The sequence below is a fragment of the Erythrobacter sp. S158 genome, from assembly GCF_057364915.1.
In genome coordinates, this window is the sequence record NZ_CP200279.1 from 605,633 (window position 1) to 619,293 (window position 13,661).

General features: G+C 58.8%; 14 protein-coding genes. 7 read left to right on the forward strand and 7 right to left on the reverse strand.

The window, feature by feature from the left end; all coding sequences use genetic code 11:
* Positions 1 to 2: 2 nt before the first annotated feature.
* The 3 genes from AC0V6T_RS03030 to AC0V6T_RS03040 all read right to left on the reverse strand — a co-directional run bounded on the left by AC0V6T_RS03030 (position 3) and on the right by AC0V6T_RS03040 (position 2,518).
* Positions 3 to 1,706, reverse strand: coding sequence for a S8 family peptidase (locus tag AC0V6T_RS03030; RefSeq protein ID WP_486124205.1), 1,704 nt, complete (start codon positions 1,704 to 1,706; stop codon positions 3 to 5).
* A 104-nt stretch (positions 1,707 to 1,810) separates the two neighbouring features.
* Positions 1,811 to 1,996 (reverse strand): hypothetical protein, encoded by a 186-nt coding sequence (locus AC0V6T_RS03035; protein WP_007164892.1) that lies wholly within the window; start codon positions 1,994 to 1,996, stop codon positions 1,811 to 1,813.
* 87 nt (positions 1,997 to 2,083) lie between these two features.
* Positions 2,084 to 2,518, reverse strand: a complete 435-nt coding sequence (locus AC0V6T_RS03040; protein ID WP_007164891.1) for a hypothetical protein — start codon at positions 2,516 to 2,518, stop codon at positions 2,084 to 2,086.
* A gap of 592 nt (positions 2,519 to 3,110) precedes the next feature.
* Here AC0V6T_RS03040 and AC0V6T_RS03045 point away from each other — a divergent pair.
* Genes AC0V6T_RS03045 through AC0V6T_RS03070 form a run of 6 tightly spaced genes read left to right on the forward strand, consistent with a single transcriptional unit; the run spans position 3,111 to position 9,050 of the window.
* Positions 3,111 to 4,199: an ABC transporter ATP-binding protein gene (locus AC0V6T_RS03045; RefSeq protein ID WP_486124208.1), complete on the forward strand. Its 1,089-nt coding sequence runs from the start codon at positions 3,111 to 3,113 to the stop codon at positions 4,197 to 4,199.
* Between the two features lie 2 nt (positions 4,200 to 4,201).
* Positions 4,202 to 5,302, forward strand: coding sequence for an ABC transporter ATP-binding protein (locus AC0V6T_RS03050; protein WP_486124210.1), 1,101 nt, complete (start codon positions 4,202 to 4,204; stop codon positions 5,300 to 5,302).
* Complete coding sequence (locus AC0V6T_RS03055; RefSeq protein ID WP_486124212.1) at positions 5,302 to 6,177, forward strand: carbohydrate ABC transporter permease; 876 nt, start codon at positions 5,302 to 5,304, stop codon at positions 6,175 to 6,177. The genes AC0V6T_RS03050 and AC0V6T_RS03055 overlap by 1 nt, the downstream gene beginning before the upstream one ends.
* On the forward strand, positions 6,174 to 6,986 hold the full coding sequence (locus AC0V6T_RS03060) for a carbohydrate ABC transporter permease (RefSeq protein ID WP_486124214.1): 813 nt from the start codon (positions 6,174 to 6,176) through the stop codon (positions 6,984 to 6,986). Before AC0V6T_RS03055 ends, AC0V6T_RS03060 begins: the two co-directional genes overlap by 4 nt.
* A gap of 18 nt (positions 6,987 to 7,004) precedes the next feature.
* Positions 7,005 to 7,277 (forward strand): DUF2160 domain-containing protein, encoded by a 273-nt coding sequence (locus AC0V6T_RS03065; RefSeq protein ID WP_486124216.1) that lies wholly within the window; start codon positions 7,005 to 7,007, stop codon positions 7,275 to 7,277.
* Between the two features lie 39 nt (positions 7,278 to 7,316).
* Positions 7,317 to 9,050: an ABC transporter substrate-binding protein gene (locus AC0V6T_RS03070; RefSeq protein WP_486124218.1), complete on the forward strand. Its 1,734-nt coding sequence runs from the start codon at positions 7,317 to 7,319 to the stop codon at positions 9,048 to 9,050.
* Positions 9,051 to 9,058: 8 nt separating this feature from the next.
* Here AC0V6T_RS03070 and AC0V6T_RS03075 read toward each other — a convergent pair whose 3' ends face one another.
* The 4 genes from AC0V6T_RS03075 to AC0V6T_RS03090 all read right to left on the reverse strand — a co-directional run bounded on the left by AC0V6T_RS03075 (position 9,059) and on the right by AC0V6T_RS03090 (position 12,598).
* A complete protein-coding gene (locus tag AC0V6T_RS03075) occupies positions 9,059 to 9,523 on the reverse strand; it encodes a nuclear transport factor 2 family protein (protein ID WP_486124220.1) in 465 nt (154 codons plus the stop codon).
* A 2-nt stretch (positions 9,524 to 9,525) separates the two neighbouring features.
* Positions 9,526 to 9,825: a hypothetical protein gene (locus tag AC0V6T_RS03080; protein ID WP_486124222.1), complete on the reverse strand. Its 300-nt coding sequence runs from the start codon at positions 9,823 to 9,825 to the stop codon at positions 9,526 to 9,528.
* Positions 9,822 to 11,885 carry a 2Fe-2S iron-sulfur cluster-binding protein gene (locus tag AC0V6T_RS03085; RefSeq protein WP_486124224.1) on the reverse strand — a complete coding sequence of 688 codons (2,064 nt, stop codon included), beginning with the start codon at positions 11,883 to 11,885 and terminating at the stop codon, positions 9,822 to 9,824. The genes AC0V6T_RS03080 and AC0V6T_RS03085 overlap by 4 nt, the downstream gene beginning before the upstream one ends.
* 92 nt (positions 11,886 to 11,977) lie before the next feature.
* Positions 11,978 to 12,598 carry a glutathione S-transferase family protein gene (locus AC0V6T_RS03090; RefSeq protein WP_486124226.1) on the reverse strand — a complete coding sequence of 207 codons (621 nt, stop codon included), beginning with the start codon at positions 12,596 to 12,598 and terminating at the stop codon, positions 11,978 to 11,980.
* Between the two features lie 175 nt (positions 12,599 to 12,773).
* Between AC0V6T_RS03090 and AC0V6T_RS03095 the strand changes: the two genes are divergently transcribed.
* A complete protein-coding gene (locus AC0V6T_RS03095) occupies positions 12,774 to 13,661 on the forward strand; it encodes a LysR family transcriptional regulator (RefSeq protein ID WP_486124228.1) in 888 nt (295 codons plus the stop codon).

Below are 13,661 nucleotides of genomic sequence, written 5' to 3' on the forward strand. Positions count from 1 at the left end.
TTTTACGTCAGCGCCTTTGCCAGATCGAGCGCATCGGTCAGCTTTTCGACGAGCCTGTCGACATTGCCACCCGCGTCGGGCGCTGAAGGCTCCGAACCTAGGTTGAGCTTCGACCAGTCGGGAATGCCTCTGCCCCAAAGCTGTGCATCACCCAGCGGCCTGCAGGCCTCGAACAACGCATCGCGAATGGCAGAGGAGCGTGCATCGTTGCGGGCGATCTCCCGAAGCTCGGCATTGTGTTGCAACAGCCTTGCGGTGAAGCCCGCGACGTGCGGACTGGCCATCGACGTACCGCTGAGCTCGGCGAACGGCACGGGATGATCCGAAGGATATGTCGAGATGACGCCCACTCCTGGCGCCGCGACATCAATTTCGGGTCCGCGGCAGGAGAAGCGCGCGATGAAGTAGACGTCATCAGGGTCGGTATCGTCGGTCACGGCGGCGCTGTTCGTGCTGTCCTCGGGGAAGCGGTCGGCGCGACCGAGTGCGGCAACCGCGATGACATTGTCGAACGCCGCGGGGTAGTTCACTTTCCCGCCCGAATTGCCAGCGGCGGCAATCATCACGACCCCGCTTTCAAAGCATCGATCGATCTCGTCGTTGAGCAATTGCGAGGGGCTGGCCATGCCAAGGCTCATATTGACGACGTCGATCTCGTTCTCGCGACAGTACCGAAGAGCCTTGATGAGCTTTGAAATCTTGGCCTGCGGGAATACGCGCAAGCCGTGAAGCTCGGCTTCGGGCGCAACGCCTTGCACGCCGAATGCGTTTGCTGCCTGTCCGGCGGCGGTCCCGGCAACGTGTGTCCCGTGGCCTGAACTGTCGAGGTTGAACGTGTCATCATCAGGTTCATCGCCGATCGCGAAGGCCTTGCCGCGTGTAGCATGAGCGAGGTCGGGGTGATCGTTGTCGATCCCGCTGTCGATGATTGCCAGCCGCACGAGCGGCGGGTCTTCGGGATGGTTGGTGACGTTGAGATCCTGCATGCCCCAGGGGGTGCCCTGTTCTTCGGGAAAGCCCGGCAGGCCTCCAGTCCCTTCGGCAAGCGAAAGCAGCGTTATAACGTTGGTCGCTGCGGCTCCGGTGCCGCTAACGAGGTCTGGGCGCGCGATTGTGCGTGACCAGAAACCGGCTGCTGGCTTGATGGTGAGCGAATTGAGGCTTTCCAGCGTCTCGCCAAGCATATTGAGTTCCGCAACGCCGTTATTGCCGGTGAGCGCCTGGTCGAACCACATCTCTCCGCCGAGGCTTACGCGCGCTTTCGGGATCGCCTTGCCATCCGCGTCCACGACCTTGATCCGGATGCGCAGGCTGTCGGCATCGAGCGGGACCATCGTGGTGAGCCCATGCATGCGTAGCAAGCCGCCCGTGTCCAGCATCTCGATATCTTCGTCGAGCTCAACGAGAAGATTGGCATGGCGGTTGCGCAGATTGTCCGCTGCCGCCTCTGTCAGCTTGGCTGTGACGATGGTCGAATCCGGCTCGCCTTCTTCGGCGAGGGCCAGTTCGTTCCCTTCGGGCGGCGCGATCACCGACATGATTTCCATCTCGTCTCCCTCATCGGCTTCGGCTGCCGGGGTGACCGAGATGACCTGCTCAATCGCTTCCTTGATCTGCGCTTCGCTCATCGGTTGTCCGTCGAGCGGCATCGTCTTCTTGTTGCTCACCAGATAGACTGGGTTGCGCGGCTTGATGGTGTTGGCCACGTCGCTTCTCCTCGTTCTCGCCTTCAACCTTCACATGTTTGTACAGGGACAAACGGCAGGGAAGCGGCTAGGCGACCCTTACCGTTTGATCCCTCGCGAGCTCCTCAACTCGGCCGCGGGGCCAGTTCTGCGAGTGTCTCCAGCGCCGCATCGATCTGTTTGACGAGCCGCGCGACAAGCGCCGCGCGTCGTTCGCGTTCGGCGCCGCCGGCGGTCTCTCGGTACCAGGCGTCGAGAAACTCGACCTGCTCATCGATGTTCGCGGTGGTAATCGACTGATCTTCAGGCATCGCGGTAGCCCTTCTTCGACAGGTTTGGTTTGGGGAGGGCCACTGGCCGGCACCGCGAGGCGCCGCCAGTGAGATCCCCCGATCGAACTAGAGCTTCGATCTGATGCACCTGTAAGCGGCCCAGGCTCGGCGAAGCGCAGTGGCGTATTTGCCGCGCTTGAACGCAATGACGGCAGCCGTGACCTTCGGCACACAGCTTGCGAGCTTGCGATACTTCTTCACAAGCCGGATGAGCTTGCGGATCAGTTTCTTGACCTTGTTGCGGAGAAACCGTCCGACAAAGAGCGCATCGGCTTCGTTTTCGGCCATGGCGCTCAGCGACATTACGTCGCCGTCACCGGCATCGGCGCCGAACACTTCGAGTTCCGTGCCGCTAAGTTCCGCTTCCAGTTCGCCCAATTCTCCGGAACTCGCACCGGCGGAATCTTCGTCGGACATTTCAAAGTCACCGAAGTCGGCGGCGAGTTCGCCCAGTTCTGCTTCGAGTTCGCGCAATTCCTGCGCTGTGAATTCGTCGGACATACCTTTGACTCCCATATTTACGTAGCCGCAGGGCGTCTGCGACATGAAACATGGTCCGAATTTCTCAGGGAAGTTTAAGAGTTCGTCCGAATAATCACTGACAGCGTTTGTCTTGAGATTTGCGAAGATTGAGAATTGGATTGGATAGACTGCGTATGTCGCGTCACTTGATCGCCAAACGCACTATTCTTTGATCTGAACTCTAGAATTGGTAGCCAAACGATTAGAGAAATGGTGAAACGAGGAGCCACCGCGCCCGTTTGGCTACAGACAATTGGACAAACGGCTTAACTGGCCCTGGTCCTGGAAGGGTTAGAGGTAAAGGGGTTTGACCTCTTATTCAGCTATCCGAACCGCGACAACCTGCCAGTCCGCACTCGCGCGATTGTCGACTAGGTGATCCAGACTTTCCGGCGTCATCGGTCTGTTGAGCAGGTCGATTGCTCCGGTGCTGACTTGGCGAGCGCCAGAAAAGCATTGCCATTGAGGTCCGCGAACCTAATGCTTGTGCCTGCACGCAATCGTCGCTCCAAAATGCGCGATGCGAAAAACGGGTGGGCATGTTGATTAATACCGAGCTGAAAACTGATCCATGACCCTTCGCTTGCAAGGGGTTTCCAAATCAGTCGATGGCGAAGCCCACATCCACGCTCTCGATCTGGAATTGCACAAAGGGACAATGAACGTCCTTCTTGGGCCGACGCTTGCAGGCAAGACCACGCTGATGCGGCTGATGGCGGGGCTGGACGAGCCGGACACCGGCCAGATATTCTGGAACGGTGAGGACGTAACGGGACAGCGGGTGCAAAAGCGCGACGTCGCGATGGTTTACCAGCAATTCGTGAACTACCCGTCGATGACGGTTCGCGAAAACATTGCCTCTCCGCTCAAGCTGCGTGGTGTCTCGGTGCAGGATATTGAGCGAAAGGTCGGCGAGATGGCCGATCTGCTTCAGCTGACACCGCTGCTCGATCGCAAGCCAAGCGAGATATCCGGAGGGCAGCAGCAGAGATGCGCAATCGCGCGCGCCCTCGTGAAAGATGTCGGCCTTGTGCTCATGGACGAACCACTTGCCAATCTCGATTACAAGCTGCGCGAGGAGCTTCGCATAGAGATCCCGCGTCTGTTCGCCGCATCGGGAAGCATCTTTGTGTATGCCACGACCGAGCCGGAAGAGGCGCTGCTACTTGGCGGGAACACTGCGACCTTGTGGCAGGGCAGGGTGACGCAGTTCGGACCCTCAACACAGGTTTATCGGCAGCCTGTGGATATGGTCACGGCAAGCGTCTACTCCGACCCTCCGATGAACTTCCTGCCCGTCAGGATAAATGATGGTGCGATCCACTTTCCGAGTGGGCAAGCGCATGTGTCGAGCGATGCCGCATTGCGCCTTCCCAACGGCAACTACAAAGCTGGCTTCAGGGCGCACAATCTAGATGTCGGCGAAGGCGGCGGGAACAAGATCGCGTTCGACGCGACGGTGAGCGTCACAGAGCTCACTGGATCAGAAACCTATATTCACATCGACGCGGCCGGCGAAACATGGGTCGGGCTCCTCAGGGGACCGCGCAGCTTTCGGTCGGGCGAGAAGCTGCGCGTCTCTATCGATCCTTCAGATCTGCTGTATTTCGATGAAGAAGGTAGGCTCGCACACCCTCTGCCTCAATTGGTGGAGGCGTAAGGATGGCGGCGATCACCCTCGACAAAATTGCGCACAGCTACCGCCCTGACCCGACGGAAGAAGAGGATTTTGCTCTCAAGGAGCTCAATCACCAGTGGGAGGATGGCCGCGCCTACGCGCTGTTGGGCCCCAGCGGGTGCGGCAAGACGACCTTGCTCAACATCATGTCGGGACTGCTCGAACCGAGCCGCGGACGCATCCTGTTCGACGGTGAGGACGTGACGCATGCCTCGACGGCGCAGCGCAACATCGCGCAGGTGTTCCAGTTTCCGGTGGTCTACGACACGATGACGGTGCGCGAGAACCTTGCCTTTCCGCTGCGCAATCGCGGGATGGAAGCGGGCTACATCGCGGAGCGCGTCGCGAAGGTTGCGCAGATGATCGGGCTGGAGGATCACCTGCGAAAGAAAGCGCGCGGCCTCACTGCAGACCTCAAGCAGAAAATATCGCTCGGACGCGGTGTCGTACGCGATGACGTGAATGCAATATTGTTCGACGAGCCGCTGACTGTCATCGATCCGCATTTGAAGTGGGAACTGCGCACCCAGCTCAAGTCGCTGCACGATGAGTTTGGGCACACGATGGTTTATGTCACTCATGACCAGACAGAGGCGCTAACTTTTGCGGATGAAGTCGTGGTCATGCATGAAGGGCGGGTCCTGCAGATCGGCACGCCTCAGGCGCTTTTCGAAGAACCAGCCCATACATTTGTCGGCTATTTCATCGGTTCGCCGGGGATGAATTTCCTGCCCGTGCAGATCGAGGGAGCGCAGGCCCACGCGCAGGGCAAGACGATCAGTCTCGGATCGAACTATGGCCGTCCCGTAGGTCGCGCAGCACTAGGCATCAGGCCCGAGTTCCTGACGCTCACGAAAGGCGAGGGGCTGCCTGTCACTGTAAACCGCGTTCAGGACGTGGGTCGCCAGAAGTTCATCAATGCAAGTGTCTTTGGCACTGAGATAAACATTGTTGCCGACGCAGGATTCGAAATTGAAGCGGGCATGGACAAAGTCACCTTCGATCCGCGAGCGGCGAGCATCTTCTGCGACGAATGGCGCATCGAAGGCACTCCGATCACGTCCGAAAATGCGGAGGGATCGTGATGGAAAAGACCACAAATCAGCGCGCATGGTTTCTGGTTCTGCCGGTGCTCGTGCTGGTCGCCTTCTCCTCGATCATTCCGATGATGACGGTGGTCAATTATTCGTTCCAGGACAGCTTCGGCGGAAACGAGTTCTTCTGGGTCGGCCTTGAATGGTACCGCGAGCTTTTGCGTTCTGAACGGCTGTGGGACGCACTCGGCCGGCAGTTGCTCTTCTCCTCGATCATTTTGGCGATCGAGATACCGCTTGGCATCTTGGTTGCGCTCTGCATGCCGAAAAAGGGATGGCTTGCATCCCTTTGCCTTGTCCTGATGGCCTTGCCGTTGCTCATTCCATACAACGTTGTCGGCACGATTTGGCAGGTCTTTGCCCGCAGCGACATCGGACTTATGGGGCGCTTCGTCACCGATCTCGGCATTCCATACAATTACGCGCAAAATGCATTCGATGCGTGGGTGACGGTGATCGTGATGGACGTTTGGCACTGGACGTCGCTGGTTGCGCTGCTTGCCTATGCGGGGCTGCGCTCGATCCCGCAGGCTTACTATCAAGCGGCTGAGATCGACCAGGCGAGCCGGTGGAGCGTCTTTCGCTATATCGAATTGCCCAAGATGCAGGGCGTGCTCATCATTGCGGTGCTGCTGCGCTTCATGGACAGCTTCATGATCTACACCGAACCCTTTGTCCTGACCGGTGGAGGGCCGGGCAACGCGACAACCTTCCTGTCGATCGACCTTGTGAAGATGGCGCTTGGCCAATTCGACCTTGGGCCCGCGGCCGCTTTCTCGTTGATGTACTTCCTGCTGATCCTGCTCATTTCCTACGTGTTCTACACGGTCATGATCAGCGCGGACAAAGACGAGGTGGCACGATGAAAGGTTCGAGCTTTCGGCCCTCCGCGCTGGTGCTGGTTGCCTATCTGCTGTTCCTGCTGGTGCCGATCTACTGGCTCGTCATCATGAGCTTCAAACCGAACTCTGAAATACTCGGCGCGTTTACTCTCTGGCCCGAGAATTTCACGCTCGACAATTACCGGACGATCCTGACCGATGCATCCTGGTATATGGGCTATGTGAACAGCTTCATCTACGTGACGCTCAACACCGCGATTTCGCTAAGCGTCGCGCTGCCGGCCGCTTACGCTTTCAGCCGTTATCGCTTCATGGGCGACAATCACCTCTTCTTCTGGTTGCTAACTAACCGTATGGCGCCGCCTGCGGTGTTCGCGCTGCCCTTTTTCCAACTGTATTCGAGCGTGAACCTGTTCGACACGCATATCGCGGTTGCACTGGCGCATTGCCTTTTCAACGTGCCGCTTGCGGTGTGGATCCTCGAAGGCTTCATGCGCGGCGTTACTCGCGAAATCGACGAGACGGCATTCATCGATGGCTACAGCTTCCCCCGTTTCTTCACGCGCATCTTCATACCCATGATTGCCCCTGGGATCGGGGTCGCGGCGTTCTTCTGTTTCATGTTCAGCTGGGTAGAACTGCTTCTGAGCCGCACTCTGACAAGCGTAGATGCAAAGCCGATAACCGCGACAATGACGCGCACAGTTTCAGCATCAGGGCTCGACTGGGGCGTGCTCGCAGCGGCGGGCGTTTTGACGATCATACCGGGAGCGATCGTGATCTATTTCGTGCGCGGATACATCGCCAAGGGTTTTGCCCTTGGCAGGGTTTAAGATGCGAGGAGCCTGATCATGGACTGGATGGCTTGGACTTGGCCCACAGCGCTGTTCTTTGCAGCAATTGCGCTGACATTGACCGTCATGGCGATCTTGCAGGTTCGCTACCCGAGCACGCCGAGGACTGGCATTCTGGGTATCGAGACCGCCAGGGGCGATCGGTTGTTCATTAGCTTGTTGGGTAGCGCATTCATCAACCTTGCCTGGATCGGGCTTTTGGACTTGCCGCAATATTGGGCAATCATCTTATCTGCCCTATTTGCATTCTGCGTTTTCCGCTGGGTATGATGCAGGCGAGAGAGACATAGGGACGGGACTGATAACCTAATGAAAATTGCGATTGTTTTGGGCGTTAGCCTCGCGCTGGCGGCGTGTTCGGATGCTGCCGACAGCGATTTCGTGGTGCTGAGCGAGGCGGAGCGGCAGCAAGCAGCGAGCGACTTTCTCGACAATGAAATCGGCGAGATGTCCGCGCTTTCTCGAGAGGAGCAGCAGGCCGAGCTCGACTGGTTCATGGACGCGGCAACGCCGTATCAGGGGATGTCGATCTCGGTCGTGTCGGAAACGATCGCGACCCACGAATACGAAGCCAAGGTTCTCGCCCCGGCATTTTCTGCGATGACCGGCATCGACGTCACTCACGACCTGATCGGTGAGGGCGATGTGGTCGAAAAGCTACAGACCCAGATGCAGTCAGATGAGAACATCTACGACGCCTACGTTAACGATTCCGACCTTATCGGAACCCACTGGCGTTATCAGCAGGTACGCAATCTCACCGACTGGATGTCTGGCGAGGGCAGCGACGTCACCAGTCCAACGCTCGACCTTCCCGACTTCATCGGCACGGATTTCACCACTGGCCCCGACGGCAAATTGTACCAGCTGCCCGATCAGCAGTTCGCGAACCTTTATTGGTTCCGCTACGACTGGTTCACTGATCCGGAGATCAAGGCGGATTTCAAGGCAGCCTACGGTTACGACCTCGGTGTTCCGGTTAACTGGTCGGCTTACGAGGACATCGCAGAGTTCTTCACCGGCCGCGAAATCGACGGTCAGACGGTCTATGGCAGCATGGACTACGGCAAAAAGGACCCGTCGCTCGGCTGGCGCTTCACCGATGCCTGGATGTCGATGGCTGGTATGGGCTCGGTCGGAGAACCCAATGGCCTGCCGGTCGATGAATGGGGCATTCGCGTAAACGAGAATTCGCAGCCGGTCGGCTCCTGTGTCGTTCGCGGCGGGGCGACCAATTCGCCTGCAGCGGTCTATGCACTCGCCAAGTACTCAAAGTGGCTCAATGAATATTCGCCGCCGTCCGCGGCTGGGATGACCTTCTCCGAGGCTGGCCCTGTGCCCGCCCAGGGTGCGATTGCGCAGCAGATCTTCTGGTACACCACATTCACCGCCAACATGGTGGGCGAAGAAGCGTCGGCAGTCCTCTACGACGACGGCACTCCGCGATGGCGCATGGCACCCAGTCCGCACGGCGCGTATTGGGAAGAAGGGATGAAGGTCGGTTATCAGGACGCAGGTTCGTGGACCCTGATGAAGTCGACACCTGTCGACCGCGCCAAAGCGGCATGGCTCTATGCCCAGTTCGTCACGTCGAAGACTGTCGATGTGAAGAAGGCGCATGTCGGCCTCACCTTCATTCGCGAAAGCACGATCCAGCACGAAAGCTTTACCGAACGCGCACCAAAGCTGGGCGGTCTGGTCGAGTTCTACCGTTCGCCTGCGCGCACCCGCTGGTCGCCCACCGGAACCAATGTTCCGGACTATCCGCGCCTCGCACAGCTATGGTGGCAGAATATCGGCGACGCATCCTCAGGGACCAAGAGCCCGCAGGCCGCGCTCGATGCGCTGTGCGAACAGCAGGAGCGCGTACTCGAGCGTCTAGAACGCGCCGGGCTTCAGGGCGATCTCGGCCCCAAGCTCAACGAGGTTCGAAGTGCCGATTACTGGCTCAACCAGCCAGGGTCTCCGAAGGCAAAGCGTGCCAACGAAGACCCCGCGCCGATCACGATCGAATACGACGAGTTAATCCAGACCTGGCAGTAGTACGCGCTTTACAGGCCCAGGTCGCTTAGTCCCGGATGATCATCGGGGCGGCGGCCGAGTGGCCAGTGGAAGAGCCGCTCTTCTTCGCGAATTGGCTTTTCGTTGATGCTTGCGTGGCGCTCTTCCATCAGGCCGTCAGCGTCGAACTGCCAGTTCTCGTTGCCATAGGCGCGAAACCAGTTGCCGCTATCGTCGCGGTACTCATACGCATAACGAACCGCGATACGGTTTTTGTCGTGAGCCCAAAGTTCCTTGATGAGCCGGTAGTCCAGTTCGCGGGACCATTTGCGGGTGAGGAAGGCTTCAATCTCCTCGCGTCCCTGCGGAAACTCGGCGCGATTTCGCCAACGCGAATTTGGCGTATAGGCAAGCGCGACCTTGGCCGGGTCACGGCTATTCCAGCCATCTTCGGCAAGCCTCACTTTTTCTCGCGCAGTTTCGTCAGAGAATGGGGGCAGCGGGGGACGGGACATGTTCAGTTCTCCATTTCCGGGGAGTGGGCAAAGGCGACCGCGCAATCGCGGCATTCGGCTTTTCGTTCTGAGAGATTGACCTCTGCGAGGCGCCTCTGGCCGTCAGCCGGGTGGTCGATGATCGCGCTTTCGACACAGGCAATCATCCCGAGCGCGACGAACAGGGCGACCAGATATCGGCGCATCTCGCGCAGTTCGGGGTCGTCTTGAGTTTTCCGAGTTGCTTCGTCGAAAGCCACCGGGGGAATGAATCCGCCAGCAAGTTCTTCAGCTGCCGGCATGGGAATGAGGGACCAGTTCATAGCTCGATCTCCAGCCTGTCGACATCGCGATGAGGGACCGCAGAGCATGTGAGCACTTCGCCCTCGGCTATCTCTACGCTGGGCTTGTTGGTGTATGCGACCTTACCCTTGAGCAGCTTGACCGCGCACATTCCGCAAGTGCCTCGGCGGCAGCTGAACGGCGCTTCGATCCCGCGAGCTTCGGCGAGTTCAAGCAGGGTTCCGCCTTGAGGCTCCCAACGCGCTTCCTTGTTTGATCCGGCAAAGATCACCGGTACGCTCTCGGTTGCCGCGGCTACGACTTCGGTGACGACCACGCCTTCATCGGGGCGACGAATGAGCGAGGATGGACCAAATGCCTCGGCGTGAATTCGGGCATCCGAGACGTCCATGTCGCGAAGGCCGTCATACACTCCCTGCATAAAGCCAGGCGGGCCGCACATGTAGAAATCGTAGTCACCGAAGGGCAGGAACCGGCCAAGATCGGCGGCGCTGAAGCGGCCGTGCCAGCTATAATCCTCTCCCTGCTTCTCGTCGTCGCTAGGCGCGTCATGCACCGCGATGAACTTGACCGCGCCCGCAGCTTCGCGAACGAGTTCTCCGATCTCATCGTGAAAGGCGCGCAGGTCGCGGCTCTTGGCGGCGTGGACCAGCCATGTCGGGCGGGTCCCTCGCGTGCGTTTGCCCTCGAATACTATCTGGCGCAGCATCGAGAGCATCGGCGTGATACCCACGCCGGCGGCAACCAGTACGGCAGGACGTTTCACATCGCCCTCAATGAAAAAGTCTCCACCGGGACCGCGCGCTTCAATGACATCGCCTTCCTTCAGTGAATGGAGGTGCTCAGAAAAGAGCCCCTGCCGCTTCACGCTCAGACGGTAGGTTCCATCCGAGGGCGCAGACGAGAGTGTGTACGTCCGGGTGACCGGCGTGGCCGAACCGGGTATGTCTGCGCGAACCGGCAGATGTTGTCCCGCCTTGAAAGTCGAGATCCCGCCACCGTCCATGGGAACCAGGGTGAACGAAGAAATCTCTGCGGTCTCGCGCGTGATTGTCTCGATGCGAAATTCGCGCCAAGTCTTCGCAGCTTTCTGCGCCTCAATCCTCGCAGCGGTCTCTTCCCATGATCCTGTCATAAGCGAGTTGGGCGAAAAGGCATCAAGGGCACGCAGTTTCCAGCGGATCGGCAGTGCAGCCCGGCGACGTACGATGCGACGCGGAGTGAAATGCCAAATACGCTCGGCGCCCTGGAAATTGGCAATTTCCGGACCGTCGAACACGATTTGCGTGTCGCCTGTAATTTGGAGGACGTCGCCTGTTTCAAAGTCGGCAAAGATCAGTCCAGCGCGTGGATTGACGGTAAAATTGCCCAGCGTGTTGAAGTGAAGGTTTCCAGCAAAATCCGGGATCGTCATCCGGCCTTCACCATCAACCCTCACGAAGCCCGGTTTTCCCCCGCGGTGCGAGACGTCGACCTGACGTTCATCTTCCAGGTCGACGTAGGAAGCCACGAAGAAAGTGTCGGCGGCTGCGATCATGGTGCGGGCTTCATCGTCGAGAGAGGAAAGCTCCTCTGCCTCGCTTGTGAATTCGGCCTTTGGCCCACGGACGAATTCAAAGTCTCTGAGTTGGATGTACTGGGGGCAATTTCCGAAAGAATGCCCGACGCTCACTGCAAAACCGCTAGCGGTGGTCGAGTGGATCAGTCCATTCATCCGGTTGCGTCGGCGGGTTGAAAGCTCGATCCCGAGCATTCCGATTGCCTTGCCGTCCTTCAACCCGGCAGTAGCGGGGTCACTGCTGTCCGGTGCAAAATCGATGGTGAGTTCGCGCGGATCTGGGGAATGCATGAAACCCGGCTCGCCTGTGACCATCGAAGCCCAGACATCGCCGCTTTCATCAACAGAGCCGATCATCATGAAGGGGATCGAGTTGTAAAAATTGCGGTGCTGCTCGGGCATGTAGTCCCGGACCACCTGCGAACCATTCTTCGCCATACGCTCCGCAACACCGAGCCGCTCCTGCACGGCGACTTCGCCGGGATGCCAGGGGAACGCTTGTTGTGCCGTTGCATGCGCCATTCTTCGTACTCCGGTCGAGTGAGGGGAAGGGGTGCAGCCGGGGCGGGTGGGGGAGAGGAGAGGGCGGGTTCCCGCCCCGGCCGCGAGGGTGATCATGCGGCTTTGCGCAGGCCGATTTCAGTGGTCTGGAAGGGTACGAAGCCTTCGAGCTTCTCAATCCGATCAAGCCACGCGTTGACGCGGGTGTAGGCCGACAAATCGACGTTCCCTTCAGGAGCGTTGACGATGTAGCTGTAGAGCGCGACGTCAGCGATCGTCGGTTGGGCGCTGCCAGTGATCCAGTTGCGGCCTTCCAGCTCGCTATCGATCAGCTTGAGAATGGCGTGAGCCTTTGCGATCGTCTTTTCCGGATCGAAATCGGCGCCGAAGACGGTAATCAGGCGAGCAGCACCTGGCCCAGCTGCGAGTTCCCCCGCGGCGACCGAAAGCCAGCGCTGGACGCGGGCTGCAGCAGCGGGTGCTTCAGGAAGCCAGTCACTGCGGCCGAACTTCTTTGCGACATAGACAAGGATGGCGTTGGAGTCTGAGATCACGGTGTCACCGTCGACCAGCACAGGAACTTGGCCAAAGGGGTTGAGCGCCAGATACGGAGCCGACTTGTGCTCGCCATTGGCAAGATCGACATCGACGATCTCGGCCTCGACGTTAAGGAGCGACAGGAAGAGCCGGGCGCGGTGAGCGTGGCCAGAGAGCGGGAAGTGGTAGAGTTTCATTACATTCGCCTTTCGAGATGTCGTCCTGGGGAGGAGTTGACTGTGGGTCGGTGCGTCCGACGGATTTCGGTCTAGGCAATTGCGTTTGACGTTAGAATGCGGCAAATATTCAAGTCAGTATTTCGAATTATGAAATAATCTACGTTGGAGCGGCACCATCGATAAAGTTCACGCTATGAAGGTCTTTCTCGAGGTGGCGCGCAGGCAAAGCTTTGCCGCTGCCGGACGGGAAATGAACGCCAGCCCTGCGACCGTCACGCGGACCGTGGCTGCGCTTGAGGAAATGATCGGTGCTGACTTGTTCGTGCGAACCACGCGTACGGTGCGCCTGACCGAAGCGGGCGAAAGATATGCTCCGGAATGTGAACGCATTCTCGCCGAGATTGACGCTGCAGACGCGCTAGCTGCCGGTGTCCAGGCGCAACCGGTCGGTTTGCTTACGATCACCGCCCCTGTCCTTTTTGGCCGATTGTATGTTGCTCCGATCGTGACAGAGTTTTGCGACCTCTATCCTGATGTGAGTGTGCAACTCGTCTTTCTCGACCGGGTGACCAACATGGTGGATGAGGGCTTTGATATCGCACTGCGCATCGGGCACTTACGAGATTCTTCGCTTAAAGCCGCACGAGTGGGACATGTAAGACGGGTGGTAACCGGATCGGCCGATTATCTCAGGCGCAACGGCGTGCCGCAGTCTCCGCAAGACCTAAAGTCACACAAGATTATTGCTGTCTCGAGCGGGTTCTCAGGCGTCGACTGGCGCTTTGGCAAGGACGAGAAAGCCGTCATCAGGGTGCACCCACAGATCCTTTGCAACAACAATGCAGCGGCCATTGGAATGGCGGCGGAGGGGTGGGGCCTGACGCGCGTCCTGTCATATCAGGTCGGACCTGAAGTAAACGCCGGTCGACTGCGGCTGGTGCTGGAGGATTATGAAGAGGCCTCGCTTCCCGTTCATATCGTCCACGGAGGGACACGCAGCACGGCTGCAAAGGTCAGGGCATTTGTCGACTTCGCGGTCGAGCGACTGCGAGCCAACCCCATTTTTGCGTCTGCCGATTAA

Bases quoted from the DNA above. Each gene is read 5' to 3' on its own strand.
- AC0V6T_RS03085 (WP_486124224.1), bottom strand. From the start codon at position 11,885: ATGGCGCATGCAACGGCACAACAAGCGTTCCCCTGGCATCCCGGCGAA.
- AC0V6T_RS03095 (WP_486124228.1), top strand. From the start codon at position 12,774: ATGAAGGTCTTTCTCGAGGTGGCGCGCAGGCAAAGCTTTGCCGCTGCC.
- AC0V6T_RS03090 (WP_486124226.1), bottom strand. From the start codon at position 12,598: ATGAAACTCTACCACTTCCCGCTCTCTGGCCACGCTCACCGCGCCCGG.
- AC0V6T_RS03045 (WP_486124208.1), top strand. From the start codon at position 3,111: ATGACCCTTCGCTTGCAAGGGGTTTCCAAATCAGTCGATGGCGAAGCC.
- AC0V6T_RS03040 (WP_007164891.1), bottom strand. From the start codon at position 2,518: ATGTCCGACGAATTCACAGCGCAGGAATTGCGCGAACTCGAAGCAGAA.
- AC0V6T_RS03050 (WP_486124210.1), top strand. From the start codon at position 4,202: ATGGCGGCGATCACCCTCGACAAAATTGCGCACAGCTACCGCCCTGAC.
- AC0V6T_RS03060 (WP_486124214.1), top strand. From the start codon at position 6,174: ATGAAAGGTTCGAGCTTTCGGCCCTCCGCGCTGGTGCTGGTTGCCTAT.
- AC0V6T_RS03075 (WP_486124220.1), bottom strand. From the start codon at position 9,523: ATGTCCCGTCCCCCGCTGCCCCCATTCTCTGACGAAACTGCGCGAGAA.
- AC0V6T_RS03070 (WP_486124218.1), top strand. From the start codon at position 7,317: ATGAAAATTGCGATTGTTTTGGGCGTTAGCCTCGCGCTGGCGGCGTGT.
- AC0V6T_RS03080 (WP_486124222.1), bottom strand. From the start codon at position 9,825: ATGAACTGGTCCCTCATTCCCATGCCGGCAGCTGAAGAACTTGCTGGC.
- AC0V6T_RS03055 (WP_486124212.1), top strand. From the start codon at position 5,302: ATGGAAAAGACCACAAATCAGCGCGCATGGTTTCTGGTTCTGCCGGTG.
- AC0V6T_RS03065 (WP_486124216.1), top strand. From the start codon at position 7,005: ATGGACTGGATGGCTTGGACTTGGCCCACAGCGCTGTTCTTTGCAGCA.
- AC0V6T_RS03035 (WP_007164892.1), bottom strand. From the start codon at position 1,996: ATGCCTGAAGATCAGTCGATTACCACCGCGAACATCGATGAGCAGGTC.